At 63.5% G+C, this 25,749-nt stretch carries 22 protein-coding genes and 1 pseudogene; 12 read left to right on the top strand and 11 right to left on the bottom strand.

Going from position 1 to position 25,749, the window contains the following annotated elements:
* Window positions 1-24 precede the first annotated feature (24 nt).
* The 11 genes from F1609_RS03875 to F1609_RS35010 all read left to right on the top strand — a co-directional run bounded on the left by F1609_RS03875 (window position 25) and on the right by F1609_RS35010 (window position 16,456).
* Window positions 25-243, top strand: a complete 219-nt coding sequence (locus F1609_RS03875; RefSeq protein WP_054267531.1) for a TOBE domain-containing protein — start codon at window positions 25-27, stop codon at window positions 241-243.
* Window positions 244-287: 44 nt separating this feature from the next.
* Window positions 288-1,028, top strand: a complete 741-nt coding sequence (locus F1609_RS03870; protein WP_167074889.1) for a substrate-binding periplasmic protein — start codon at window positions 288-290, stop codon at window positions 1,026-1,028.
* Between the two features lie 85 nt (window positions 1,029-1,113).
* Window positions 1,114-1,617: a flavin reductase family protein gene (locus tag F1609_RS03865; protein ID WP_167074887.1), complete on the top strand. Its 504-nt coding sequence runs from the start codon at window positions 1,114-1,116 to the stop codon at window positions 1,615-1,617.
* A gap of 12 nt (window positions 1,618-1,629) precedes the next feature.
* Complete coding sequence (locus F1609_RS03860; RefSeq protein WP_167074885.1) at window positions 1,630-3,012, top strand: MBL fold metallo-hydrolase; 1,383 nt, start codon at window positions 1,630-1,632, stop codon at window positions 3,010-3,012.
* A gap of 100 nt (window positions 3,013-3,112) precedes the next feature.
* The gene (locus tag F1609_RS03855) at window positions 3,113-3,817 is read left to right on the top strand and encodes a FadR/GntR family transcriptional regulator (RefSeq protein WP_167074883.1); all 705 of its coding nucleotides are present in this window, start codon (window positions 3,113-3,115) and stop codon (window positions 3,815-3,817) included.
* 200 nt (window positions 3,818-4,017) lie between these two features.
* Complete coding sequence (locus F1609_RS03850; protein WP_167074881.1) at window positions 4,018-6,723, top strand: TonB-dependent receptor; 2,706 nt, start codon at window positions 4,018-4,020, stop codon at window positions 6,721-6,723.
* 30 nt (window positions 6,724-6,753) lie between these two features.
* On the top strand, window positions 6,754-8,577 hold the full coding sequence (locus F1609_RS03845; RefSeq protein WP_167074879.1) for a glycoside hydrolase family 28 protein: 1,824 nt from the start codon (window positions 6,754-6,756) through the stop codon (window positions 8,575-8,577).
* Between the two features lie 138 nt (window positions 8,578-8,715).
* The gene (locus F1609_RS03840) at window positions 8,716-9,225 is read left to right on the top strand and encodes a PEP-CTERM sorting domain-containing protein (RefSeq protein WP_167074877.1); all 510 of its coding nucleotides are present in this window, start codon (window positions 8,716-8,718) and stop codon (window positions 9,223-9,225) included.
* Window positions 9,226-9,240: 15 nt separating this feature from the next.
* Window positions 9,241-12,783 carry a pectinesterase family protein gene (locus F1609_RS03835; RefSeq protein WP_167074875.1) on the top strand — a complete coding sequence of 1,181 codons (3,543 nt, stop codon included), beginning with the start codon at window positions 9,241-9,243 and terminating at the stop codon, window positions 12,781-12,783.
* A 155-nt stretch (window positions 12,784-12,938) separates the two neighbouring features.
* Window positions 12,939-14,759, top strand: a complete 1,821-nt coding sequence (locus tag F1609_RS03830; RefSeq protein ID WP_167074873.1) for a sensor histidine kinase — start codon at window positions 12,939-12,941, stop codon at window positions 14,757-14,759.
* A gap of 476 nt (window positions 14,760-15,235) precedes the next feature.
* Complete coding sequence (locus F1609_RS35010; RefSeq protein ID WP_167074871.1) at window positions 15,236-16,456, top strand: PAAR domain-containing protein; 1,221 nt, start codon at window positions 15,236-15,238, stop codon at window positions 16,454-16,456.
* Window positions 16,457-16,570: 114 nt separating this feature from the next.
* Here F1609_RS35010 and F1609_RS03820 read toward each other — a convergent pair whose 3' ends face one another.
* From F1609_RS03820 to F1609_RS03790, 6 genes and pseudogenes are all read right to left on the bottom strand, one after another.
* Window positions 16,571-17,119, bottom strand: a complete 549-nt coding sequence (locus tag F1609_RS03820; protein ID WP_167074869.1) for a hypothetical protein — start codon at window positions 17,117-17,119, stop codon at window positions 16,571-16,573.
* Window positions 17,120-17,279: 160 nt separating this feature from the next.
* The gene (locus tag F1609_RS03815; protein WP_167074867.1) at window positions 17,280-17,816 is read right to left on the bottom strand and encodes a hypothetical protein; all 537 of its coding nucleotides are present in this window, start codon (window positions 17,814-17,816) and stop codon (window positions 17,280-17,282) included.
* A gap of 33 nt (window positions 17,817-17,849) precedes the next feature.
* The gene (locus tag F1609_RS03810) at window positions 17,850-18,434 is read right to left on the bottom strand and encodes a hypothetical protein (RefSeq protein ID WP_167074865.1); all 585 of its coding nucleotides are present in this window, start codon (window positions 18,432-18,434) and stop codon (window positions 17,850-17,852) included.
* A 146-nt stretch (window positions 18,435-18,580) separates the two neighbouring features.
* Window positions 18,581-18,748 carry a hypothetical protein gene (locus tag F1609_RS03805; RefSeq protein WP_167074863.1) on the bottom strand — a complete coding sequence of 56 codons (168 nt, stop codon included), beginning with the start codon at window positions 18,746-18,748 and terminating at the stop codon, window positions 18,581-18,583.
* 142 nt (window positions 18,749-18,890) lie between these two features.
* A pseudogene (locus F1609_RS03800) lies at window positions 18,891-19,268 on the bottom strand (enolase C-terminal domain-like protein); the annotation flags it as partial.
* A gap of 397 nt (window positions 19,269-19,665) precedes the next feature.
* A complete protein-coding gene (locus F1609_RS03790; RefSeq protein WP_167074861.1) occupies window positions 19,666-20,016 on the bottom strand; it encodes a hypothetical protein in 351 nt (116 codons plus the stop codon).
* Between the two features lie 210 nt (window positions 20,017-20,226).
* On the opposite strand from F1609_RS03790, the gene F1609_RS03785 reads away from it, so the two are divergent.
* Window positions 20,227-20,949 carry a hypothetical protein gene (locus tag F1609_RS03785; protein WP_167074859.1) on the top strand — a complete coding sequence of 241 codons (723 nt, stop codon included), beginning with the start codon at window positions 20,227-20,229 and terminating at the stop codon, window positions 20,947-20,949.
* On the opposite strand, the gene F1609_RS03780 is transcribed toward F1609_RS03785, so the two are convergent.
* From F1609_RS03780 to cobM, 5 genes are read right to left on the bottom strand one after another with little or no spacing between them, the layout of a single operon-like run.
* Complete coding sequence (locus F1609_RS03780) at window positions 20,946-21,518, bottom strand: HupE/UreJ family protein (RefSeq protein WP_167074857.1); 573 nt, start codon at window positions 21,516-21,518, stop codon at window positions 20,946-20,948. The two genes, F1609_RS03785 and F1609_RS03780, sit on opposite strands and share 4 nt — an antisense overlap.
* Window positions 21,519-21,561: 43 nt before the next feature.
* Window positions 21,562-22,665, bottom strand: a complete 1,104-nt coding sequence (locus F1609_RS03775) for a CobW family GTP-binding protein (RefSeq protein ID WP_167074855.1) — start codon at window positions 22,663-22,665, stop codon at window positions 21,562-21,564.
* Window positions 22,662-24,215 carry a precorrin-3B C(17)-methyltransferase gene (cobJ, locus tag F1609_RS03770; RefSeq protein ID WP_167074853.1) on the bottom strand — a complete coding sequence of 518 codons (1,554 nt, stop codon included), beginning with the start codon at window positions 24,213-24,215 and terminating at the stop codon, window positions 22,662-22,664. Before cobJ ends, F1609_RS03775 begins: the two co-directional genes overlap by 4 nt.
* On the bottom strand, window positions 24,215-24,970 hold the full coding sequence (locus tag F1609_RS03765) for a cobalamin biosynthesis protein (protein ID WP_167074851.1): 756 nt from the start codon (window positions 24,968-24,970) through the stop codon (window positions 24,215-24,217). Before F1609_RS03765 ends, cobJ begins: the two co-directional genes overlap by 1 nt.
* Window positions 24,967-25,749 carry a precorrin-4 C(11)-methyltransferase gene (gene cobM / locus F1609_RS03760; protein ID WP_167074849.1) on the bottom strand — a complete coding sequence of 261 codons (783 nt, stop codon included), beginning with the start codon at window positions 25,747-25,749 and terminating at the stop codon, window positions 24,967-24,969. Before cobM ends, F1609_RS03765 begins: the two co-directional genes overlap by 4 nt.

Here is a 25,749-nt window from a genome sequence, read left to right as displayed (position 1 = left end):
TCCTCACCCACGTAAAGGAACAGCATGGCTATCTCGGAAATCAATGTACGCAATCAGTTCAGGGGCAAGATCAAGGAAATCATCGCCGGCCCGGTGGTGTCGGAAGTCGATGTCGAAACCGCGCATGGCATCGTCACCTCGGTCATTACCAGCCGTTCGATCCAGGACCTGGACCTGAAGGTCGGCAGCGAGGTCATCGCCCTTGTCAAGTCAACGGAGGTGTCGATCGCCAAGATCCAGTAAGCCGGTGTGCCCCGCCCCAAGCGGCGGCAATGTATGATGGCGGCATGAAGATTGGCTTGTTGCTGCTGTCGTCCCTCTGTTCCATTTCACTGGCGCTGCCCGCGGGCGGCGCCGAACTCGTCTTTGCCGTCTCTACCGGCAGCGCCATGCCGATGACCCGCTTTCACGGCGATGAACTCACCGGCGGCCTGCTCAAGGATGTCGGCGACGCCTTGGCGCGCGAACTGAACGCGCGCCCGCGCTACCTGACCTTGCCGCGCAAGCGGGTCGAGGGCGCGCTGGCGGACGGCACGGTCGACCTGCTGTGCGACCTGCGCCCCGAATGGCTCGACAGCAAGCGCTGGCAATGGTCGGACACGGTCTTTTCCAACAACATGATCATTGTCGGACGCACCGGTACCGCGCCGCTGGGCAAGCTGCGCGAGCTGGCCGGCGCCCGCACCGGCACCATCACCGGCTACCGCTACCCTGTGCTCGATCATGAACTGGGCCCGCAATTCGTGCGCGACGATGCCGCCAGCGACGACCTGAACCTGCGCAAGCTGCTGCGCCACCGCTTCGATTACATGCTCACCAATTCCCTGTATTACGATTACCAGCGGCGCGCCCACGCCGAACGCGCACGCCTGAGCCGCGCCGTGCTGGCCGTCGAACCGTTCGACACCTACTGCGCGCTGGCGCCGGGCGGCAAGGTCCTGCTTGCGCAAGTGAACCGCGCGCTGCTTGCGCTGCGTAAAAATGGCCGGATGCAGGCCATCCTGGAGAGCTACCAGCCCCCCAACTGAGCCGTTCAGGCCGCTTGTGCGAGATCAAAACCGCGCACCCGACCGCCTTTAGTATGGGTAAACCTCCATTCCGCGCAGGCCAGCCATGCAAGCCCATCCTCCGTGTGCCCCGTCCGCCGATTTCGACAGTCACTACTTCCGCAAAGCGCTGTCGCAGTTCGCCACCGGCGTGACCATCGTCACCGCCGCCCTGCCCGACGGCCGCCTGGCCGGCGTGACCATCAATTCCTTCAGTTCGGTCTCGCTCGATCCGCCGCTGGTGCTGTGGAGCCTGGCGCGCACGGCCGGCAGCATGGCCGCCTTCGAACAAGCCGAGGGCTACGTCATCAACGTGCTGGCCGACACCCAGGCCGCGCTGGCGCAGCGCTTCGCGCGTCCGTCCGAGGACCGCTTCGAGCAGGTCGGCTTTACCCCCTCGGCGCACGGCCAGCCAGTGCTGGACGGCGCCGTGGCCTGCTTCGAATGCCGCCCGCGCAGCCGCTATGTGGAAGGCGACCATGTGATTTTCGTCGGCGCGGTCGAGCGCTGCCAGTTCCATCCGCACCGGGCGCTCGGCTTTCACCGCGGCCGGTTTATCGCTCTCAGCTGACCCGGTGCCGCCATGAACCATAATCTGCTCACCTTCGTCAACCACGCCTGTTTCCACATCGCCAACGAGCACACCGTGCTGCTGGCCGATCCCTGGGTCGAAGGCGCGGTCTTCAACAACGGCTGGAGCCTGCTCGATTCGAGCACCTCCAACACGGCCCTGATCGCCGAACTGGCCGCGCAGAAGCGCAACACCTTCATCTGGTTTTCGCACGAGCATCCCGACCATTTTTCGGTGCCCTTCGTCAAGCGGCTCAAGCGCGACTTTGCCGGCAAGGTAACCATGCTGTTCCAGCAGACCAAGGACAAGCGCGTGGTCAACTTTTTGCGCGCCAATGGCTTCGATGTGATCGAATGCGCGCCCGGCATCCCGGTCGCGCTCGATGGCGACATGCGCATCACCGTGTTTCCGCATGCCGATGGCGACTCCTACTGCCTGATCAGTTCCGGCGGGCGCCACGTGCTCAACATCAACGATTGCGCCCTGACCAGCGCCGCCCAGTGCGAGCTGGTCAAGGACAGCATCGCCCTGCTATGCGAGCGGGTCGATGTGTTGATGACCCAGTTCGGTTACGCCAACTGGGTCGGCAATCCATTCCAGGCCGACCTGCGCTGCGCCGCCGCAGCCGAAAAACTGCACCGCATCAAGCTGCAGATCGCCGCGTTCGCGCCCAGGATCACGGTGCCGTTCGCCTCGTTCGTGTCCTTTGCGCACATCGACAACTGCTATATGAACGACCACCAGAACACGCCGCAGCGCCTGGCGCACTGGGCGCGCCTGTCGCGCGCGACCGATTCGCTGCGTTTCCTGCAGCCGCGCGACACCATTGCGCTCGGGGTGGATACCGCCGAAAGCCTGGCCTGGGCCAGCGACGCGGCCGTCGAGCATTGGGAACGCTTGCTCGGCGTGCCATGCGAGCTGCTGCCGTCCGAGCCGCCGGCGACCCCGGCGCAGGTGCGCGCCGCCGCCGAAAAGTACCGCAAGGGGGCCAATGCCAACCTGCTGGGACTGCCTTGCCTGCTGGAACTGGCCGGATTGATCCAGCCGCTCACCATCCGCATTCCCGACATCGCCCTGACCATCCGCGGCTCTTACCTGCGCGGCTGCACCCAGCTGCACGACGACGAACTGGCGGATATCTCGATGACCTCGCCCAGCGCGGTGTTTCTGTTCGCCAATGAATATGGTTTCAACACCACCCATGTCAACGCCCGCTTCCGGGCCGGCGGCAGTGGCGCGCTGCAGCGCTTCAGCCGCTTTTTCATGCCGCAGAACCTGGGCCGCCAGGGCTACGGCGTGCAGCATCCGCTGGCCACGCTGCGCTATCTGTTGAGCAATTTGATGGCGCGGCTGGGACGGCGCCTGGCCGCCATGCAGCGGCGTCTGGCGAAGTAAGCACCGGAACGGAACACCGGCGCACTATTTTGGCCCGAGCACCTTGCGCGATTGGTCAGACCACTTTAGAATGGCCTGACCAAAAGATGTGCAGGCCGCCATGCTCAAGAAAGTCACACCCGCTCCCGACAACGCCCTCGCGCACGAACCGCGGCTGTACCGCATCGTGGCCGGCCGCATCGAGGAGCTGATCCGCGACGAAGGAATCGGCGCCGGCCAGCGCTTGCCGCCCGAACGCGAAATGGCAAGCCGCCTGGCCGTCAGCCGCGCTTCCCTGCGCGAAGCCCTGATCGCCCTCGAACTGCGCGGCGTGGTCGACGTGCGCGGCGGCTCGGGCGTCTACGTCAGCCGCGTCCAGCCGCCCCGCTCCGAGCTTGAGGAAGCCGGCCCCGGCCCCTTCGAAGTGCTGGCCGCGCGGCGCCTGGTCGAAGCCGAGGTATGCGCCACCGCCGCCCGCATGGCCAGCGACAGCGCCATCGAGGCGATCCATAGCGCCGTCGCCGAGATGGAACGCCAGCACGACAATTACAGCAGCAACGAACAGCTCGACCGCGAGTTTCACCTGTCGATCGCGCGCGCTACCGGCAACAGCGCCATGGCCGGCGCGGTCGACCACCTGTGGAAACAGCGCGGCCGCCTCTGGCACAAGCTCAAGGAGCATTTCCAGACCGAAGAACTGCGCCAGGCCACCCTGCTCGACCACCGCCGCATCCTGGAAGCCATCGTGGCCCACGATCCGGCCGCCGCCCACGCCGCCATGCGCGCCCATCTCGACAGAGTCACGCGCACTTTTTCGCGAGGATAAGCACCGAACCAGATAGACCAGTGGACAGCAGGCGCAAAGACGCCGCACCACAAGAGAAGTGAACACCATTATTGACCACGTCGACCCCGGCTCACGCCCTCGTCGCCGCGGCACAGGATACGCGAGGTGTCCTGACCAGCTTGCGCGCCGTTGCCGGAAGCTCTTAATGTCAAACAATAATCCGCAGGAGACTGTCTCACATGAACAAGCACACCAGCTCGATCCACTCGACACTCGTATTGTCGTCCATCACCCTTGCGGTGCTGACGGTGATGAACCAGGCTGCGGCCCAACAGCTTGATGCCGGCATGCAGCGCATCGAAGTGACCGGGTCGAGCATCAAGCGCCTTGCCACCGAGATGGCCTTGCCGGTCTCGACCATCAAAGCCGAGGAATTCACCAAGCGCGGCATGACCAGCCTGGCCGATGTGATGATGGCGCTGCCGCAATCGAACTCGCTGGCCCCGTCCAACGCCGGTTCCGGCACCAACATCAACCTGCGCGGCCTGGGCGTGAACCGCACCCTGGTGCTGCTCAACGGCCGCCGCCTGGCCAATGAAGCGATCGCCGACGGCTACGCCAACCTCGACGTGATTCCGATGAGCTCCCTGCTGCGGGTCGAAATCCTGCGCGACGGCGCCTCCTCGATCTACGGCTCGGACGCCATCGGCGGCGTGGTCAACTTCATCACCAAGAACAGCGTCGAAGGCGGCTCCATCACCGCCCAGTACGTGCAGCCCGAAAAATCGGGCGGCGGCGACGAGCAGCGCCTCTCGGCCACCTTCGGCAAGGGCAACCTCGCCACCGACGGCTGGAACCTGTACGGCACCATCGACGGCCGCCAGCGCAGCCGCCTGGCCGCGCGCGACCGCTTTGAGCTGAGTTCGCCCGAACTGCTTGCCAGCATCGGGCGCGCCCAGACCCTGGGCACCGGCGGCTATGCCAGCCCGGCCAACTTCACCACCGCCACCAACAAGACCGCCGCCAACCCGTACTTCAAGTCCGGCTGCGCCGCGCCCTACTCGATCCAGGGCGCCAAGAACACCTGCGTCATCGACAACAACGAGTACGGCACCGCCCTGCACGAAACCGAGCAGCTGACCTTGTACGCGCGCGGCACCAGGCAGATCTCGGACGACCACACCATCAGCCTGGACTACATGCGCGGCCAGTCGACCATCATTGCCGCCCGCAATCCAACCAACAGCGTCACCGCCAAGGGCGTCACCGCGCGCGTGCCGTCGAGCAGCAAATGGTATCCGGGCGGCGCCGGCGGCGTACCGGCGGTGGCCGGTTTGAAAGGCGAGCCGCTGATCGTGACCTGGAGCGTGGCCGATCTGGACATGGCCAGCAACGAAGACGTGCAGCTGAACCAGCGCCTGGCGCTGGTGGACGAAGGCAAGATCGGCGAGTGGGACTACAAGGCCGGCCTGGTATACGGCCACAGCAACCGCAAGAACTACTACCACACCGGTTACGTCAGCGGCCCGGGCCTGAACGCGGGCCTGGCCAGCGGCGCGCTCAACCCGTTCGGCATGCAGGATGAAGCCGGCAAGAACTACCTGCGCGAGATCTCGGTCGACGGCCAGATGAACCGTAATTCGACCAGCACCTTTGCCGGTATCGACGCCACCGCCAGCCGCACCCTGATGCAGCTGCCGGGCGGATCGCTGGCGATGGCGGTCGGCATCGACATCCACCGCGACACCACCAAGGACGAACGTCTGGCGATTACCAATGAAGTGAGCTACGCCAATGCGTCGTCCTCGCGCGGCAGCGGCCAGCGCAATGTCTCGGCCCTGTACGCCGAGCTCGATATTCCGATCAGCAAGCAACTGAACGTCAACCTGGCCGCGCGCGACGATTATTTCAGCGACTTCGGCAACACCTTCAATCCGAAAGCCAGCTTCCGCTACGAACCATCGAAAGCGCTGATGTTCCGCGGTTCGGCCAATACGGGCTTCCGCGCGCCGACCCTGTTCGACCGCTACGGCTACCGCCTGCCTGGCACCAATGGCAACACCTCCGGCAAATGGGACGATCCGGCCCTGTGCCCTGGCGGCAAACCGGGCGTGGCCGGCAGCGGCACCGCCGTGGCCGGCGCGGTATCGTCCGAAGTGTGCAACGTGAACCTGCCCAAGCAGACCGGCAGCAACGACCAGCTGACCCCGGAGACCTCGCGCGGCTGGACCCTCGGCATGGTGGTCGAGCCGGTCAAGAACCTGACCGTCTCGCTCGACTACTGGAACATCCGCATGAAGGACATGCTGGCCAACCTGCCCGAGCAAGTCTACTTCCAGGACCCGGCCAAGTACAAGGACCTGTTCGTGCGCAATCCCGACGGCACCCTGGCCTACATCAAGAACGTGACCATGAACCTGGGCGGCCAGAAAACCGCCGGTATCGACGTTACCGCCACCTACGCGCTGCCGCGCATGGACATCGGCGAGTTCAAGTTCCAGCTCGACGGCACCTACCTGACCCAGTTCGACAACCAGCTGGAAAAAGACAGCGGCTTCGTGTCCAACGTCGGCCGCTTTGGCCTGGCCAGCAACGGCACCACCAGCAGCTTCCCGATCATCACCTACCGCTGGAAGCACACCCTGTCGACCAGCTGGAAACGCGGCGACTACAGCGCCCAGCTGACCCAGAACTACAACTCGCACTACGACGACCAGAACCTGGTGGCGGCCGAATTCCACCGCGAAATCAAGCCGTATTCGGTGTGGAACCTGACCGGCACCTACACCGGCTTCAAGAACATCAGCATCGTGGCCGGCATCACCAATATGTTCGACGAGAATCCGCCGGTCACCAACCACAGCGGCTACACCTTCGGCTACCTGAGCAGCGCGGCCAACCCGATCGGGCGCTCGTACAATCTGCGCATGACTTATAACTTTTAATGCACAACTTCTGATCAAGCGGGAACCTTCATGAACAAGCATCCGATCGACTCCCGGCGCCGCGCCCTCCTGCGCGGCGCCGGAGCCGCCAGCCTGGCCCTGGGCGGCGCTGGCATTTCCCTGCCGGCAATGGCCGAGGAAAAGCCGTCCGACCCGTGGCAGCAGGCGCAAACCATTGCCGCGCGCTTCAAGCAGCCGCTGGTATTTCGCAAACAGGACTTCGTCATCACCGCGCACGGCGCCAAGCCGTGCAAGGTGAGCAAGGTCAAAGGCTTCATCGGCCATCACGAGCCGGGCATGGTCAGCACGCCGGCCGCCGGCGCGCACGACTGCTATCCGGCCATTGCGGCCGCGATCGCCGCCTGCGCCAGGGCGGGCGGCGGGCGCGTGGTGATTCCCGCCGGCGCCTGGCTGTGCAAGGGTCCGATCGTGCTGCGCTCGAACGTGCATGTGCACCTGAAATCCGGCGCGCACGTGTTCTTCAGTAATGACCCGGACGATTTCGCCAAGTACGGCGAGGTCGACTGCGGCCCGAACGGCAAGCTGACCCTGTCGCGCTGGCAGAGCAACGATTGCCTGAACTATTCGCCGCTGGTGTACGCGCACAAGCAGAACAACATCGCCCTGACCGGCGAGGACTGGACCAGCATCCTGGACGGCCAGGGCGGCGTGCCGCTCAATCGCGGCGACTGCTGGTGGGACTGGAAGAACAAGCGCACGGGCGCCAGGGAACTGGTGTCGCAGGTGGCGGTCAACCCGGCCAATCCGCCGAGCATCCTGACCGTGGCGCCGAATTTGACGCCAGCCCAGGTCAAGCTGATCGAGGGCGACTCGAACCGCTGGCGCAATGATGAATCCTACCTGCCTTCGCTGTCGGAAGCCGGCGTGCCGGTCGGCAAGCGCGTGTTCGGGCGCGGGCATTACCTGCGTCCGTGCATGGTGGAATTCATCGGCTGCGACAAGGTGCTGCTCAAGGGCTACCAGGTCAACCAGGCGCCGTTCTGGCTGCACCACCCGGTGGCCTGCCGCGACCTCGAAATCCGCAAGGTCCACATGGACAGCATGGGCCCGAACAGCGACGGTTTCGACCCGGAAGCGTGCGACACCGTGCTGGTGGAAGACTGCACCTTCAACACTGGCGACGATTGCATCGCGATCAAGGCCGGCAAGAATCTCGACACCCAGTTCGGGCCGACCCAGAACGTGCTGATCCAGAAATGCATCATGAACAGCGGCCACGGCGGCGTAACCCTGGGCAGCGAAATGTCGGGCGGCATCCAGCATGTGTATGCGCAGGATGTCGAGTTCCGCAACGTGAACTGGGCCACCAGTCCGCTGAGCACCGCGATCCGCATGAAGACGAACATGAACCGCGGCGGCTTCCTGAAGCATTTTTACGTGCGCAACGTCACCATTCCGAATGGGGTGCAGACCACGCCGCAGTACTACAACCCGCTGCCGGGTTCGCCAATCGCCCCGAAAAGCGTGTCGTCCTCGGCCGGCGCGGTGATCACCATCGACTGCGACTACGCGCCCACCGCCGACAACGTGCGCACGAGGCCGCCCGTGGTGTCGAACGTGCACATTTCGAACGTCAAGGTCGGCAACGTGAAGACCAAGGCGGGTTCGTTCTCGTGCTTCCAGGCCATCATGCTGCTCGGCCCTGTCGCTTTCGATTACAACGGCGACGACCCGTCGAAGATCGTACCGATCACCGATGTCACCATCACCGACTGCGACTTCGGCACCCCGGCCAATGCCGGGAGCCCCTGGTTCGCCTACAACGTGACGTCGGCAAAACTGACAAACGTGACCATCGCCGGCAAGGTCTATAACACCACCGTGACGGCGTGATTCAACAAGTTTTTGATGAGGTACTGACGATGTAGCCTGCTGTTTCACTTAACGGACCACAAAAAAATGAAAACAAGAAGATTGTTGGAGACACTCGCGGTCGTGGCATTGACCGCGGGACAAGCAAGCGCAGCGGTTTTGCCGCTGCAACACACCACCATCAGCGCGACCTACAACGGGTCCTCTGCCGGCATGCTGGGGCTGGACCAGCAGTTCGCCCCGGTTGCGGGGTCGAACATCACGGCCATCGACTCGACCGGCAGCGGCGGCGTCGAGTTCCTCAGCGCCGACTTCCTGTTCGGCATCGACTTTGCCGAAGATGGCGTGATGACGGTGTATAACAATGGGCAGGTAGCGGCGGGCGCGTACAGCATGCGCTTCGATTTCGGCGCCAGCCTGGGCGCGCCGCTCACGCGTTTCAGCCTGCTCGACAGCGCGGCCATCGGCGGCCTCCCGGTCCTGAACCTGATCGACGGCCACACCATCGGCCTGGACCTCTCCGGGCTCGACTGGGGCAATGGTTTTACCAGCTTCAGTGCGCGCCTGGAAGCGGCGCCCTCGCCGGTGCCGGAACCGGGCAGCGTGACCCTGATACTGGCCGGCCTTGCCGCCTTTGCCCTCATGCGCCGCCGCGCCACCACAGTCTAGCCACCGGAGAATCGAATGAAAGAAGCACCGATCAGGGCCGCGCTCAGCGCCGCCCTGCTGACGGCGTTCGCCTGTCAGCAGGCCCATGCCGCCACCAACCCCGCACGCCAGGCCGCGCCGCTTGACGGCTGGGCCAGCCAGTCTGGCGGTACCGTGGGCGGCGCCAACGCCGTGCCCGAACAAATCTACACCGTGGCCGACCGCGCCCAGTTGCTGGCCGCCCTGCGCAACGGCGGCAACACCAGCAAGATCATCAAGCTGACCGGCATCATCGACATGAGCGGCGGCGTACCCTACGCCAGCACCGGCGACCAGGCCGCGCGCGGGGCGATCCGCCTCGGCAGCAACACCACCCTGATCGGCGCCGGAGCCAGTGCCGGCATCGTCAATGGCCACATCGCCGTGCAGAACGTGGAACAGGTCATCATCCGCAACCTGAAGATCATGAGCCCGTGCGATGTTGGCCCCATCTGGGACCCGCTCGACGGCGCCAGCGGCAACTGGAACTCCGCCTACGATGGCATTGGCGTGTCGAACTCGCACCACGTCTGGATCGACCACAACAGCTTTACCGACGCACCAAAAACCGACGACCAGCTCCCCATCGAAAACGGCAAGCAGAAGCAATGCCACGATGGCGCGCTCGATATCACCAGCGCATCGGACTTCGTCACCGTGTCGTACAACCATTTCGGTCAGCACAACAAGAACAACCTGATCGGCGGCGGCGACGGCGCCACCGCCGACGAAGGCAAGCTGCGCGTCACCTACAGCAACAACGTCTTCGCCGATATTTCGCAACGCGCGCCCCGGGTGCGCTTCGGCATGGTCCACCTGTTCAACAACTATCATTCCGGCAGCAAGACGGCGCCGGTCTACCACCACCAGTACAGCGTGGGCGTGGGCAAGAACGCCAAGATCCTGTCGCACAACAACGTGTTCGCCATCGCCGGCGCCACCGGCTGCGACGATGTGATCAACGCACCGGGCGGCGACGGCGGCGCCTGGAAGGACCAGGGCTCGCAACTGAACGGCGTCGCGCTGCAAGGCTGTTCGGTGCCGGCCACGGTCAGCTGGACCGTGCCGTACGCTTTTACCCCGCGTCCGGTAGCGCTGGTCAAGGCCAACGCGCTGGCGCAGGCCGGTGGCGGCAAACTCAGCACCAGCATCACGGGCAGCGGCGACACCAGCACCGACACCCTGCCGACCCTGTTCTGTCCGCCAACCGGCCTGTACTTCTGCGACGACTTCCAGGATGGTTCGGGCGCGCGCTGGAGCCTGCTGCCGCTGGCGGGCCCGAACGGCAGCTTCGCGGTCCAGCCCGATACACCCGGCGCCAGCAACAAGGTGCTGCAATACACGGCGGCGAGTAGCGGCGGCATCCTGTCGCTGGTCAAGCCGGAGGCCTTCAAGGGCGTGCCCTCGGGCGATTATTTTGTCGAGGCGCGCATCCGGCCGCTGACCAACAGCACCACCGGCAACAAGCAGCTGTACCTGATCGCGCGCTACGTCGATCCGGCCAACTGGTACGGCGCCGGACTGAACGTGCAGAACGCGACCACCAGCACGCAGGTCGAGATCGCGCGCATGCTCGGCAACAGCTTGAGCAAGATCAAGCAAAGCAAGCGCGCCATTGCCATGGATGCGCAGTTCTACACCGTGCGTTTCGAGATGATCGGCAGCACCCTGACCGTGTATCTCGATGGCGAAAACCTCGGCGCGGTGACCGACAGCAGCTTTGCCGCGCGCGGGCTGATCGGCCTGTACACGACCAACAAATCGTTCCAGATCGACGATGTGCGGGTCGGCGACCCGGCCCTCAAACCGGTGCAGCTCACGCTCAACCCGCATCCGCTGGCGTACACGGCCGAAGCGGGCGATGCCCCGCTGGTCATCAACGTGGGCGCGAAAAAAGGCGACGGCAGCGCCGACAGTTTCACCGTGGAGTCCAGTAAACCTCGCGTGGTGGGCGTGAGCATCGAGGGCGCGACCGTCACCCTCACCCCGCTGGCGGCCGGCAGCGCGAAAATCGTGTTTACCAGCGGCGCCGACCCGACGCTCACGCGCAGCATCGGCGCCACCATCGCGCCCGCCTTCGTGCAGCCGGCCCAGACCTACCGCCTGGACGGCGCCAGCTTCCCGCCGGCCGGCGCGGTGGACCAAGCCATCGACAGCCCGCTCACCCTGACCTTCGACAATCCACCGATCCTGGGCAGCGGCGGCACCATCCGCATCTTCCGCAAGAGCGACGATGCGCTGGTCGATGTGATCCGGCCCGCTGAGGATGTGGACGCCATCGGCCACGCCGGCCAGGACCGCCTGCGCCGCGTGCGCTATGCGCCGGTGCGCATCAAGGGCAACACGGTGACCATCAAACCGCACAACAACCGCCTCGCCTACGGCAGCGCCTACTACGTGGCGATTGCCGATGGCGTGTTCAACGGCGCCACCCTGGGCGGCACGCCGTTTCGCGGCATCGGCAAGGCAGGCGGCTGGGGTTTTACGACCAAGGCCGGCGCGCCAAGCAGCGCCAGCCTCGTCGTGGATGACGACGGCCCGGCCGATTTCCGCACCGTGCAGGGCGCGCTCAATCACGCTACAAGCGCCTTCGCCAACGCCGATCCGGTGACCATCAGCGTGCGCAACGGCAGCTACGAAGAATTGCTGTACCTGCGCGGCAAGGACAACCTGACCATCCAGGGCGAAAGCCGCGACGGCGTGCTGATTCACTACACTAACTACGACACCCTGAACCCCGGCACCGGCGCCAGCGAAGCGCCGGGCAGCGGCGGCGCGCCTCTGGGCGGACGTTCCGTGCTGCTGGTGGAAGCGGCCGACCTGCTCACGCTCGACAAGCTGACCCTGAAAAACACCACCCTGCGCGCGCCCGCCATCTCGGCCCAGGCCGAAACGCTGTACTTCAACAGCGAGGGCCGCCTGGTGGCCACCAACGCCGCCTTCCACAGCGAACAGGACACCTTGAACCTGAAAGGCTATGCCTGGTTCTACCGCTCGCTGGTGGCCGGCAACGTCGACTTCATCTGGGGTGGTGCGCGCGCGGCCCTGTTCGAGGAAAGCGAAATCCGCAGCGTCGGCGACAGCACCAGCGCCAGCGCTGGCGGCTACGTGTTGCAGGCACGCGTGCCGAATGCGGGCGACAAGGGCTTCGTGTTCCTGGGCAGCAGCCTGACGCACGGCCCCGGCCCCGGTCCCGCGCAGGGCGACGTGCCCAACGGCGCCACCTGGCTGGCGCGCAGTCCCGGCGGCACCGGCAGCTGGGACAACATCGCCTTCATCAACTGCAAGATGGATACGCACATCGCCCCGGCCGGCTGGGCCGGACTTGGCGTGAACGGCCAGCCGGCGCCCAATCCGGTGCAGCCGAGCGCGCTGTCGGGCTGGCGCGAGTTCGGCACTACAGACGTGCAGGGTGCGCCTGTGAACCTGTCGGCACGGGTCGGCGGCTACCTGCTGAGCGAAGATGAGGTGGCGGCCGGATTTGCCACACGCGCCAAGGTGTTTGCCGCCTGGAACAACGGCCTCGGCTGGAATCCTTAGAGCGCATGGGGAACGCCGCGTCAAGTGGCGTTACCCCAATCCAACAGTAGAGAAATACTAATAGGAATCTTGAACGTAAAGACATGCTAAGCTTGATGGGATGCAATGCATGAGCGAGTCCGCTCGCGCTGGCGCGTTCTCCCGGAAGAGTTATCATGAAGATTCGGTCCTTCCTTGCCTTGATGATCGTGGCGGCGCTGGCGCCGGTGATTCTGTTTTCCACCGTGCCGTTGAGCCGCCTGATCCAGGCCGAGCGCGACGCCGCCGTGCTGTCCATGAAACTGGCGGCGCGCGCCACCTCGATCGCCGTTGATGGTCAATGGCACCAGGCGATCGGCCTGATCCGTGGTCTGAGCAGTTCCAACAAGCTTGAAGCCGGGCAAATCGCCCAGTTCGGCATCAAGGCGCGCACCATGGCCGGCAACGACGGCGCCTGGATCGAGCTGTACGACGACAGCGGACAATTGCTCGTCGACACCACCCGAGCGCCCGACGCCGCCCTGCCCGACACCCGCGCCCGGGAACGCCCCCGCGTCGACCGCATGCTCTCGAGCGCGGCGTATGCCATCTCCGACCTCTTGCCCGGCAAATTGCCCGAAAGCTATGTGGTCAAAGTCGACTTTCCGGTCTTTCTCGACAACGGCGTGCGCTACGTGCTCGGCTATGGCTTCGACGTCGACGACCTGCTGCGCGCCCTGCCCGCGCCGGATGCCGAGGGCACCACCTTCACCGTGTACGACCGCCAGGGCCGCCTGCTGGCCAGCAACGGCAAGCACGCGGCCGTGGGCAGCCTGGCGGCGCCGCCGGTGCTGGTTGCCATCCGCCTGGGCGAAAACGGCCTGGTGAGCACGCCGGACGGACGCTATGCGATGCTGACCGCGTCCACCGTGTCGGGCTGGTGGGTGTCCATGTCGGCCCCGCGCGCGGCCATCGACGGCACCGCGCGGCGCACGGTGCTGTATTCGGTGTCGGGGCTGCTGATCGCCCTGCTGCTGGCCGGCGCCGCCGCGCTGCTGTTCAGCGCCCGCGTGACGCGCGCGATTGCCCGCACCGGCGATGCGGCGCGGGCGATGGTGGGCGGGCCGACCCGGCTGCCGCTGTATTCGGGCATTACGGAAGTCGACCGGCTCGACCAGAACGTGTACCTGGGCGCCCATCTGCTGGCGAGCGCCTCGGCCGAGCGCGAACGCTTGCTGGCGGAAGCGCAGCAGGCGCGCGAAATCGCCGAGGGCCAGAACCGTTCCAAGGATGAATTCCTGGCCATGCTCGGGCACGAGCTGCGCAACCCGATGGCGCCCATCAGCACCGCCGCGCACCTGCTCAAGATGCCGAATATCTCGCCCGAGCAGATGCGCCAGGCCGGCGACATCATCTCGCGCCAGGTCGATCACATGAATCACCTGGTGAACGACCTGCTTGACGTGTCGCGGGTCACGCGCGGGCTGATCACGCTGGAGAAAATACCGGTGTCGATGCGCGCCATCCTGGCCGCCGCAGTGGAGCAGACCATGGGCGCGATGCACAAGGGCGCGCACCAGTTCGACACTGTTTGCGGGGAAGAAGAATACTGGGTGCGCGGCGACGCCACGCGTTTGATCCAGGTGCTGACCAACTTGCTGGTCAACGCCGCCAAGTATTCGCCGCCGCAGTCGTCGATCCGGGTAACCCTGGCGCGCGAAGGCGAACGGGTCAGCGTCGAGGTAAGCGATAACGGCAATGGCATCGAGCCGGAACTGCTGCCGCGCGTGTTCGAGCTGTTTTCGCAGGGACGCAGGACCCCCGACCGGGCCACCGGCGGGCTTGGACTGGGGCTGGCGCTGGTGCGCAAACTGGTGGAGCTGCACGGTGGCAGCGTGAGTGCGTACAGCGAGGGCGCGGGCAAAGGCAGCCGGTTTACCATCGAGCTGCCGGCGGCGGATATGCGCGCGGTCGAGGAGGCTGGATTGGCCGTGACGGAAGGGGCTGGGGTTGCGTGAATCTGCGGCAAATCATGTGTTACGCATCTGATTTTTCTTTTGGAATCAACCTTGATTCTCGCGTCAAACCGTTTTTTCAAGCTGCCCTGCCTTGCCGCCAGGGCATCCTGAGGCTTGTAGCGGATTGATTAACGTGCACCATCCGACCTTGTTGCGGAATGGCGACTTGCATTTCTTGGTTGCATGATCGAAGCCGTTCACGTAGCATTCAACATATGGTTTTTTGATTAAGCTTAACATTCAATCACCTCCGAATCGGGCACCCTGCTTGTCGCTGGCGCCCCACGACATTCTCGCCCTTCCCCTGGTTTTGCAAGACCCGGATGGTCACCATGAAAGCACGGCCCACGATGAAACGTTCTTCCCGATACGCGCGCTTTGAATTTTCCGCGCGGCTCGCCTGCCGCATGGCGGGCGGATATGCGCCGCAACGATGCACGGCATCCTTTCGCGCCCACACCGGGGAGGGTTAAAGCATGCCTCAAGCAGCACGGTTAGGCGATCCGATCGGCCACACGCCGCCCGGCGACGGTCCCAAAGGAAGCGGTGGCGGCGACAAGACCGGCAAAGTCATCGGACCTTGCTCCGGGAATGTGTTCACCAACGGCATCAAGGCCGCGCGGGCGCACGTCGACAAGACGGTGTGTTCGAAGCACGACCAGGCGCCACCGCCGATTGCGACCGGCAGCCCCACGGTCTTTATCAACGGGCTCCCCGCAGCGAGGGTAAGCGACAAGATCGCGTGCGGCGCGTTCATTATCGAAGGATCGAACAATGTCTTTATTGGGGGAGGCGCGGTCCAGACCGACCCGGTCATGCCCGAGGGGATGGGTTCGTCCGTAGCGGACGATATCTTGTCGATGGTGGAGGCCGGTGCTACCGCCGTTTTCCAGGGTCCAGTCACTGATACGCTGGCTGCGATGGTCCGAAACGGCCTCGGTTCCGATCTGTTCGAGAACGCAGAGTCGCACATTGGCATGACCGGGCAGACTGCCGCGACTTCATCCGCGCAGCTCGGCCGCGGCTATGACGCGATGGGAAATTACAATGGAGAAAGAGCAAACCCGAACAATGCAGAAAGGCATTTCAAAATCGGGGAAAAAGACTTTATCGTGAAAGGCGGGACGGCTGCTCAGCAGATAGAAGCTGAAAAAGGTCTCAGGGAGATTTTTGGCACATCCGTCGGCGACAAGGCCTTGAAACAACTGGAGCAACGCCGGACTATGATCATGAGAGACCCTGTACCGTTTGTGGTCGATTTTCGACGAACCAGAAACGATGCGAATGTAAAGGATCTCGGTGGAGACAAAATCGATATGGATCCGTATTACAGGCCGAAAATCAACACCGAGACAGGTCCTGTTTATGCTGATATGCGCCGATCGCTGTATCACGAAATAGGGCACGCCGCCATGAGCATTGACGATACAGCGCTACACCCTAAAAAAACATGGTACTCATGGTTTTACACTGAGAAGGGGGATCAGATGCTGAACGTCGTTACATGGGAAAACGAGGTAGCGAAAGAATTCAACGAGCCGAAAAGGACCACCTATCTTTATAAAGAAGATGATCCCCTGAAAGTTCCTGTCGCGAAGCCTGCTGTCGCGAAGCCTGCTGCCACGAAGCCTGCTGCCACGACGCCTGCTGTTGCGAAGCCTCCTGTCACGACGCCTCCTGTTACGAAGCCTAAATAATGCTATCGGTTCACCGGCGGGCACATCAATCGCTGGTTTCCGGCACGTTCACTGAGCCAGAACACGACCTGGTGGGCCGCCTGTACCCGCTTGTCTCGGCACAGAAAAGGAAAGCTATTTGTTATCGCCAGGATTGTTATTGCGCAGTGCAGGCATGCTATTGATCATCACGCCAACAATCTGCATGAATAACCAGAAAAACAGCAGCACCGCCAGCGTGAAAATCGCCCCTGTCACCCGGTACGAGCGCCGCTGCTTATCCAGTTCTTTTTTCGCAGCGAGCAGCTCGGCTGGCGTCTGAACCAAAAGCTCACCGGTTCGACGCATGTATTGTTGCACCTCATCCGAGCGTGGAATGTTCCTGCCGGTGAGTCCATCCGCATTTTTATACTCGACCAGCATTCTGCCGTCCGCTGACTCATGTGCCAGGAAACATAAAGTGACGCGATAAGTACGACCGTCATCGGTTTCTCTCCGCATAGAGTGGCCTCCATGCACATTGAATTCACAGAATTCCACGGATACTGGTGGCTTATCAACGCCATCGATTTCATAAATAAACTCGACGAACGGTTTCTCGTTCCAGATCACTGCAGCTGCGGCAATGACCGCAATGCAGGACAAGACGGCTACAACGCGCCGCATACCATCAAAAATAGTCATTTCCGTTTCTTTCTATACGCTGTCGCGTTCCCAGGGATATTTTTCGCACATCCGGCGGCAATAACACCTTGAAACAACTGTGATCAATTCAACGATCACGAAGCTTGAGTTATTCTGTCGGATCAGCGGCCGGCACACCACTTGCTGTTGTCGGGCACGTTCACTCGCCATGATTGATATCGCGCAGTGCCGGCATGCTGTTGAGCATCAAGCCGACAATCTGCATGAATAACCAAAAAAACAGCAGCACCGCCAGCGTGAAAATTGTCCCCGCCACCCGGTACGAGCGCCGCTGCATATCCAGTTCTTTTTTTGCAGCGCGCATCTCGGCTGGCGTCTGATCCAAAAGCTCACCGGTTCGACGCATGTAATGCTGCACGGCATCCGAGTACCGAATGTTTCTTCCGATGACGCCATCGGCATCCTTATACTCGACCAGCATCCTGCCGTCCGTTGACTCATATGCCAGGAAACATAATGTAACGCGATAAGTACGACCGTGATCAGTTTCTCTAAACAGCCCACGGCTTCCGTGCACATTATAATCACAGTAGTCCACGACGACTGCTGGCTTATCGACGCCATCAATCTGGTAAATAAACTCGACGGGCGGTTTCTCGTTCCAGATCGACACAGCTGCGGCAATGACCGCAATACAGGACAACACGGCTGCCACGCGCCGGATACCATCAAACATCGTCATTTCCGTTTCGCTCTATAAGCATTCGCGTTACCGGACTCTGTTTTTGATCATCGGGCCGATCATCCCGATACATAACCAGGAAAAGAGCAATGCCGCCAGTGTGATCGTTGCTCCGGCAATCAAGCGCGAGCGCCGCTGTTCATGCACGCCCGTTTTTGCAGCGAGCAGTTCGTCCGGCGTCTGAGCAAAACGCGCTGCGGTCCGCTGCATGTATTGCTGCACCTCAGCCGAGTGCGGCGTATTCATCCGGAGATGCCCCTCCGCAGTTCTGTATTCAACCAGCATGACGCCTTCCGTTGACTTACCTGCGAGGAAACATAATATAAGGCGATAAGGACGACCATCATCGGTTTTCCTGGGAATGACGTACGCGCCGTGCACCTTGTCATCGCAGGACGCCGCCAGTACTGGTGGCCTGCCGGGGCCGTCGATGTCATACACAAGATCAAACAACGGTTTCTCGTTCCAGATTATTGCAACTGCGGTGATGACCGTCAGCAAAACAGCCACACGCCGGATGCCATCAACAATAGTCATATGCGTTTCTTTCTTTGTTTCTTCTTTGTTTCTATCTTTTAAAATTTCACGTTGCCAAGGCAGCGCTGAAGGCATTCCCCGCCCTGCGTGAGAGCAGCGGCATCGGCATGATCAGGATTCATTTGAACTTTTCACTGTACCTGAAAGTCGGTGCTATGCGCCGGGCATGGCAAGAGAACAAGCCCAATAGATGAATTGCTTGGTGGCAGCAGCTTGCCAGATCAGCCAGCAGTCATGCCACTGCCTCGCCAAATTGGTGATTGCGCAAGAATGCCGTGGCGGCCGACGTCGGCGGGATCGGGCGGCGAGGCGAAATAGGCATGCAGTTCGGCGATGAAGGGCCCCAACGCGGTCGGGTCGGGGTTGTCCAGACCAGTCGAGTCCGACATGTCATGCCTCCTGAAAATAGTGACGATTTAGCAAAGCTTACCATGCCGCGCAGTTTCGTCGCCGTAGCCACCAGTCTGGCGCTGAACAGACACGTCACTCATCTTGAAAACCGTGTCTGTTTGACAAAGTTCATCACGCGCCTCATCGCACCAGGCTAGGTCGCTTGTTGTCGAAGCGCCAGCCCGGCACCAGATACTGCATGGCCAGCGCATCGTCGCGCGCGCCCAAGCCCATGCTGTTGTAGAGCGCATGCGCCGCCTCCACCGCATCCATATCGAGATCGACGCCCAGCCCCGGCGCACTCGGCACGTCGATCATGCCGTCGACAATCCGCAGCGGCGCGCGCGTGAGGTGCTGGCCGTCCTGCCAGATCCAGTGGGTGTCGATGGCGGTGATGTTGCCCGGCGCGGCCGCCGCCACATGCGTGAACATGGCCAGCGACACATCGAAGTGCTTGTTCGAATGCGAACCCCAGGTCAGGCCCCACTCGTGGCACAGCTGCGCGACCCGCAACCAGCCCCAGCAGCATTTTCGACAGCACCGGATTGGGTGCTGTCGAGAGCATGCGCACCATTTCCAGCTCGACCGACAGGCGCAGGAAATGCGCCTCGCGCACGGACGTAATATCGACGCTGCGCACGCGCGTGACATGCTGCGGAAAAATGTCGACCAGCCCCTCTTCGCCAAGCCGGGTCAGCGCATCGCGGATCGGCGTGGCGGACAGGTTGAAGTAACGCGCCAGTTCATCGCGCGCGAGGATGGCCCCGGTTCCAGCGCCAGCGTCACGATCATCTCGCGCAGATGCTCGAAGACCTGCACGGTCGCGTTCCTGGACCGGTCCAGCTGGAAGGTTCCCTGCAGTTTATCGTTGTTCATACGCTTGTCTGGTGGCAGTAAGCCGGGATACTAGCATTGCTTATACGTCTGGCGACTGATGCCACGAGTGACCGCACTTCAGGCATTGCCTGGCGCGCGGGGTTCTTAGCAGCTTGCCGCACGACGGGCATGCGTTGGCGAATATCAGTTCCTTGTGCAGGCCGAGCAGCTTGTCGGCACACGCGAACCTCAGGGCCTGCTGGCCATTGGCGAGTAGCGCCAGGATGTGCCCGGGCGCCTCACCGCCGCTGCGCATGACTGCGTATGTGCGGGTGTCCCCGCCCATCCTGAACGTCACGCACTCGACAGCAGCGCGCTCATCGTCCGTTAGAAGATGGCTGAAGTTGTCGAGTACATAAGACACCGTTTCCCGCCGTTCACGAGTTTCCATCAATATTCCTGATCATTAAGTTCGCAACTTTTCGCGCAGTGGGCATGTTAGCGCCCCCAACCTGCGCATGACAACGCCAACAACGAAGATCCGCTGTCGTGTTTACACACGGCAAGCCACAAGCTTGGCCTGCCTCATGCTCACGTCCGATTCTTCACGGTAACGTTATCTGAGGGAATGTTGCGGTGAACCAATCAACAGGGAAAATCAATGTCCTACTTCAGCCAGGCAATCGCAACGCACAAAAGCGGGTTCACGCAAGCGCACGACCTGATCCAGCGGATTTTCCACGCCCTGCCCGCGCCGCGCGCGCGCGCGCACGTGCCGCAGCCTGCCTGTGCCCCCGACCGGATCGCGTTTCATGCCGCCATGCTGGCCCACGCCCTGCCCTCCCCGCGCGTGGCCGCCCTGTTCAGGTGCGGCGCTTGCGTGATCGCTGGCGTGCGCCCGCTACACAGCGCGGCCGAAGCGCGCCGCTACCTGCGCGACGCGGCGGTCTACCCGCTACAGTTCGTGCCGGCGTCGGATGATGGGGATGCGGAGATTTTTTCAGCGATCAGTTACGAGAAAAGCAGTGACGCCGCGGTGCTCGGCAACGGTGCGCTGATTGCGCTGGCCGACCTGGTGCAACTGCTCGATCTGCCATGCGCGCGCGGCTACCTGCTGCAAGAACTGCCCTCGCCACACCGCCTCGGCGGCCTGCGCGTGACAGTGGCGATGCGCGCGCACGGCGCGTACATCGTGCGCGCCAGCTGGAAGCTGGCCGGCGCCGACGCCGACATCCCGCTCCCTCTGTGGAAAGCGACCAGCCGCCTGGTGCTGGCCGGCGCCGCGCTATTCCCTTCAGTACAAAACCAGCACTGGGACATCGCCCTGTGCGAACGCGGCCCGCTGGCCATGGGCATGAGCGCAGCCCACGCCCAACTTGTTTAGAAAGCGGCGCCGATCCAGACGCCGCCCAGCGCGATCACCGCACCAACACCGCGCAGCCACGCCTGTTGCTGGCGCAGTACCGCACCGGCGACCATGCCGCCCGCCAGCAGCGCGACGCTCGACGCCACGATGCCCGAAAAGTACATGGCGGCGCTGCCCACGTGCGGCATTTCCGCGCCATGCGCCAGGCCATGGACGAGCGCGAACGCGCCGACCATCAACGCGCCCAGCGCCGGCATCAGCTTGACCTTGAAGGCGATCGACAGGCCAAGCACCAGCACCGACGCGATGATCGCGCTTTCCAGCGCGGCGATACCCACGCCCGCCATGCCCATCATGCCGCCGGCGGCGAGCAAGGCGATGAAGCTCAGTGGCAGCAGCCAGCGCGCGCGCCCGCCCAGCTGCGCGGCCCAGATGCCGACAGCGACGGCGGCCAGCATGTGATCCAGGCCCGAGAACGGATGCGCCAGGCCGGCCAGCAAGCCGCCGTCATGGCCGGGATGGGCCAGCGCCGCGCCGCAGTAGAACAAGGGCGCCAGCGCCAGGGTACGAATGAATTTGGTTTGCATGTGAAGCTCCAGGATAGAAAATGATTAAATGGTTGATGCAAGTTTAGTGCCAGGCAGTTCCGGTCAGCTCCGACAGTACCGCCGCCACGCGCGTGCGGCTGGCGTGATAACCGATGATGACCAGTTCGGAGCGGCGCGCCGCCGGCCGCACCGCGTCGACGCTGATCATCACGCGCGAACGCACGCCTTGTACCAGCACCGCCTGCCCGGTCTCGCTGGTGCGAATGAACCCTTTGCTGCGCAACACAGGTTCCAGCCGCACCGCTTCCTGCAAGGCGTGGCGCACCTTGTCGGCGCTTTGCGGCGCATCGCTGCGCAGCACGAACGACAGCCAGCCCGGGTCCTGCTCGTGAAAATGCTTGTGCGTGGCCAGTCCGTGCGAATGCGCGGCCAGACCCGAATGCGCATGCCCGTTCAGGCGCCCCTGCTCGGCCAGCACGCCGGTATTCGGGCCGGGCATGGTCGCCAGCGGCGTGTAGGTGTGGGTGTGCTCGGTGCGGGTCGGCTGATGCAGGCGCAACCCGAGCGCGAGGCGGATGTCGAGCTGCGCCTTGTACGCCAGTTCCAGGAAACGCACCTTGGGAGCGCGCTCGCGCACCCGCGTTTCGGCCAGCAGCAGCGCGTCGTCGTCAAGGTCATCAATTTTATTCAGTACCACCACATCGGCAAATTCGAGCTGCTGGCCGAACACCGTGGCCGCCGCATCGCTGCCAGTGCCGGTCTCGAACTGGTCCGACAGCAGCAGCGGCGTATCGACCACCGCCAGGGTGGCGTCGAGAATGAAGTCCTCGGCCAGTTCAAGGCTTTGCAGCATCTCCATGATGGCCGTCGGCAGGGCCAGGCCGGAGGTTTCGATCAGCACGTGATCCACATTCGCGCGGCGTGCGGCGATCGCCTGCATGGTCGGCAAAAACAGTTCGTCGTCGCCATACGCGATCAGGCCATACGGAAAATCGTGCACCCGCACCTGATCGTCCGCGCCAGCTTCGCCGCGCACCAGCGCGCCGTCGATCGAAATTTCGCCGAACTCGTTGATCAACAGCGCCAGGCGGCGGCTCTGGCGCTTTTCGATCAGGCTGCGCAAGAGCGTCGTTTTACCGGAGCCCAGGAAGCCGGTCACGATGGTGACGGGGATCGGCTGCTTCATGCCAGGTCCAGTTTCGCCAGTTGCGCGATCAGATCGTCGAGGCTGTTGCACATGGCCGGGTAATCAACCTGCGGGCGTTGAATCACCAGCAGCGGGATACCGAGAGCTTTCGCCGCCTCCACCTTGGCCGCATAGCCGCCGGCGTCGCCCGAATCCTTGGTGATCACACAGTCGATCCGCCAGTCGCGCCACAAGGCGATGTTGAAGTCCTTCGAGAACGGCCCCTGCATGGCGCAAATGCGCTCGCGCGGCACGCCCAGCGCAACGGCGCGCTCGATGAATTCGGGTTCGGCCGTCAGGCGCGCGAACCACTCTTTGTCGCCGGCGCCGTCGGCATGCAAGAAGGTCGCCAGGTCTTTCGACCCGGTGGAGAGGAAAATGCGCTGGCCGGTCGCGATGGCGCGTTCGGCGGCGTCTTGCGGCGACGCACACAGGGTGCCGCCGTCCGCATTGAAGCTGCTTGGCCGCTCGTAGCGCAAATACGGGATGCCCAGTTCGCGCGACAGCCCGATCAACTGCTCCGACATGCTGGTCGCGTAAGGATGGGTGGCGTCCACCAGAACCCTGGCGCCGCTGGCCACCAGCGCCTGGCGCCGCGCCTCGATGCCCTGGCGCCCGGCCCAGACGGTCGCACCCGGGCAGGCCTTGATCGCCACGTCGCCGCCATGATCGGTCGCCGCCGACACCACCACAGGACGGTGTTGGCCCGCCGCCAGCCGCGCCGCCAGCGCATTGCCGTCGCTGGTGCCGGAAAACACCCACACGCCGCCATCGGGCAGCTCCTGGCGCTGCGGCAGCGTGCTGTCGGCCTTGGCGTCCCAGTCGTTGTAGCCGCGCGGCGTAAAAATCTGCCCGCGCTTGCGCTGGGTGAAGCGGTTGCCGACCACGATGGTGGTGAGCATGTCGAACTGCAGCGACGGCAGCTCGTCGAGCCGGTGGATGCTCACTTCCTGACCCGGGCGGTAGGCGTTCTTGACCACGCCGCAGAGGGTATGCGGCGCCTTCGATTCGAGCATCAGCTGCAGCACGCGGTACACGCCCTGCTGGCGGCTGGCGCTTTGCACGTTGTACATCACGCACGCAAGGTCGGCCTTGGCGATATGGCGCGCGCGGTGCTCGATCCACTCCCATGGGCACAGCAGGTCCGACAGACTCAATGTGGCAAAGTCGTGCGACAGCGGGGAGCCAAGCAGCGAGGCGCAGGCGTTGGCCGAGGTAATCCCCGGAATCAGGTTGACCTGGTAGGTATCAATCTCGCTCATTTCTTCGTATGCCAGCGCGGCCATCGCGTAAATACCGATGTCGCCGCTCGAAATGAGCGACACGCGCGCGCCGCCACGTGCTTTTTCGATCGCCAGCAAGGCGCGTTCGCGTTCCTGCGTGAGCGGCGGCGTGTGGATTTCCTTGCCCTCCAGGTGCGGCATGATCCAGCGCAAATACAGTTCGTACGCCACGATCACATCGCTGTCTTTTAACGCCGCAATCGCGCGCGGTGCGATCAGGTCCTCGTAACCGGGACCGACCGACACCAGATTCAATACACCACTCATCAGATCTCCATCCATTTATCTTCAACTACCGCGACGGCCACGCCGTCCAGGCACGTTTTTGGCACCAGCAGCGCGCCGCGCGGACTGGCGACCAGCGCGCACGGCTCGCATACGCCATCCAATCCCACATTGCTGCGCACCCAGTCCGACGGCACGCTGACCCACGGACGCGCCGCCAGGGTGGCGCGCGCGAACACGCGCAGCGGCAGCTCGTGCCGGCTGCAAAATTCCAGCAGACCCGGTTCGTTCGCTTTCAGGTCCACGGTCGCCATTTCGCGCACTTCTTCAATGCCGCGTTGGCCGAGCGCGTGGCGCACCGCCGCCTCGATCCGTTCCGCCGGCACGCCCTTGCGGCAGCCGATGCCGACCACCAGCGGCTTCAAGGCCTCGGTGGCGGTGGTGACCACCGGGGTTGCACCGACCGCCCGCGCGACCTTGTAGGCCAGCGCATTGGCGCCGCCTTCATGCCCGGCCAGCAGAGAAATGGCAAAGCGTCCCGCTTCGTCCAGCACCACGACCGCAGGGTCGGTGTGCTTGTCCGCCGTAAGGCCATCGAGAAAGCGTACCGCGATCCCGGTCGCGCCAATCACGATCCATTGCGCATGGCGGCGGTAGATTTGCGCAAACTGCGCCTTGTGGCTGACGCCTTCCTGCAACCACGGGCGATACACCTCGGCGTTCAAGCCAGCTTGCAGCACCGCCGCCAGCTCCTCGCCATGCGCGCGCACCAGCCAGATGGCCGGCGCTGGGTTCACGACGCCGCCTCCGCCTTGTTCTTCTTGACGACCCGGAACAGGTGCGTGAAGTCTTTCGAATACAGGCTCGATTCGACCGCCACATCCTTGTCGAGCGCCGCGCCGACCAGCATCATCGTGGTCAGGTTCCACTCGCCGCGCTTGGTGTCTTCCAGCACCGTGCCGAGCGTGCCCTGATAGATTTTCTGTTCCGGCCAGGTGGCGCGGTACACCAGGCGCACCGGCGTGTCCTGCGGATAGTGCAGCGACAGGTCGCCGACAATCTTTTTCAGGTGTGGCCCGGACAGGAAGATGCACATGGTGGCACGGTGTTCGGCCAGGCGCGCAATCGATTCGAGCTCCGGCACGGCCGATGCGCGGCCCGATACGCGCGTAAGGATCACGCTCTGCGACACTTCCGGCTTGGTCAATTCGGCGCTGATGGCCGCGGCGGCAGCGGTGAACGACGATACGCCCGGCACCACCTCATACGCAATGCCCAGCGCATCGAGGCGGCGCATCTGTTCGGCGGTGGCGCCGTAGATGGCCGGGTCGCCCGAATGCAGGCGCACCACGTCGATATCCATTTCCTGTGCGCGCACGTAGCAAGCCTGCTGCTGCTCCAGATCGAGCTTGGCGGTGTCGATGATTTCGGCGCCAACGCGGCAGTGCGTGAGCATTTCGGTCGGCACCAGCGAGCCGGCGTACAGCACCATGTCGACGCTGCCCAACAGGCGCGCGCCGCGCAGGGTAATCAAATCGGCGGCGCCGGGGCCCGCTCCAACGAAGTACACTTTCAT

This window comes from Massilia aquatica, assembly GCF_011682045.1.
Taxonomy (GTDB): Bacteria; Pseudomonadota; Gammaproteobacteria; order Burkholderiales; family Burkholderiaceae_D; genus Telluria_A; species Telluria_A aquatica.
The sequence above is the reverse complement of the archived record's forward strand: the minus strand, read 5'-3'. Positions and strand labels throughout refer to the sequence as shown.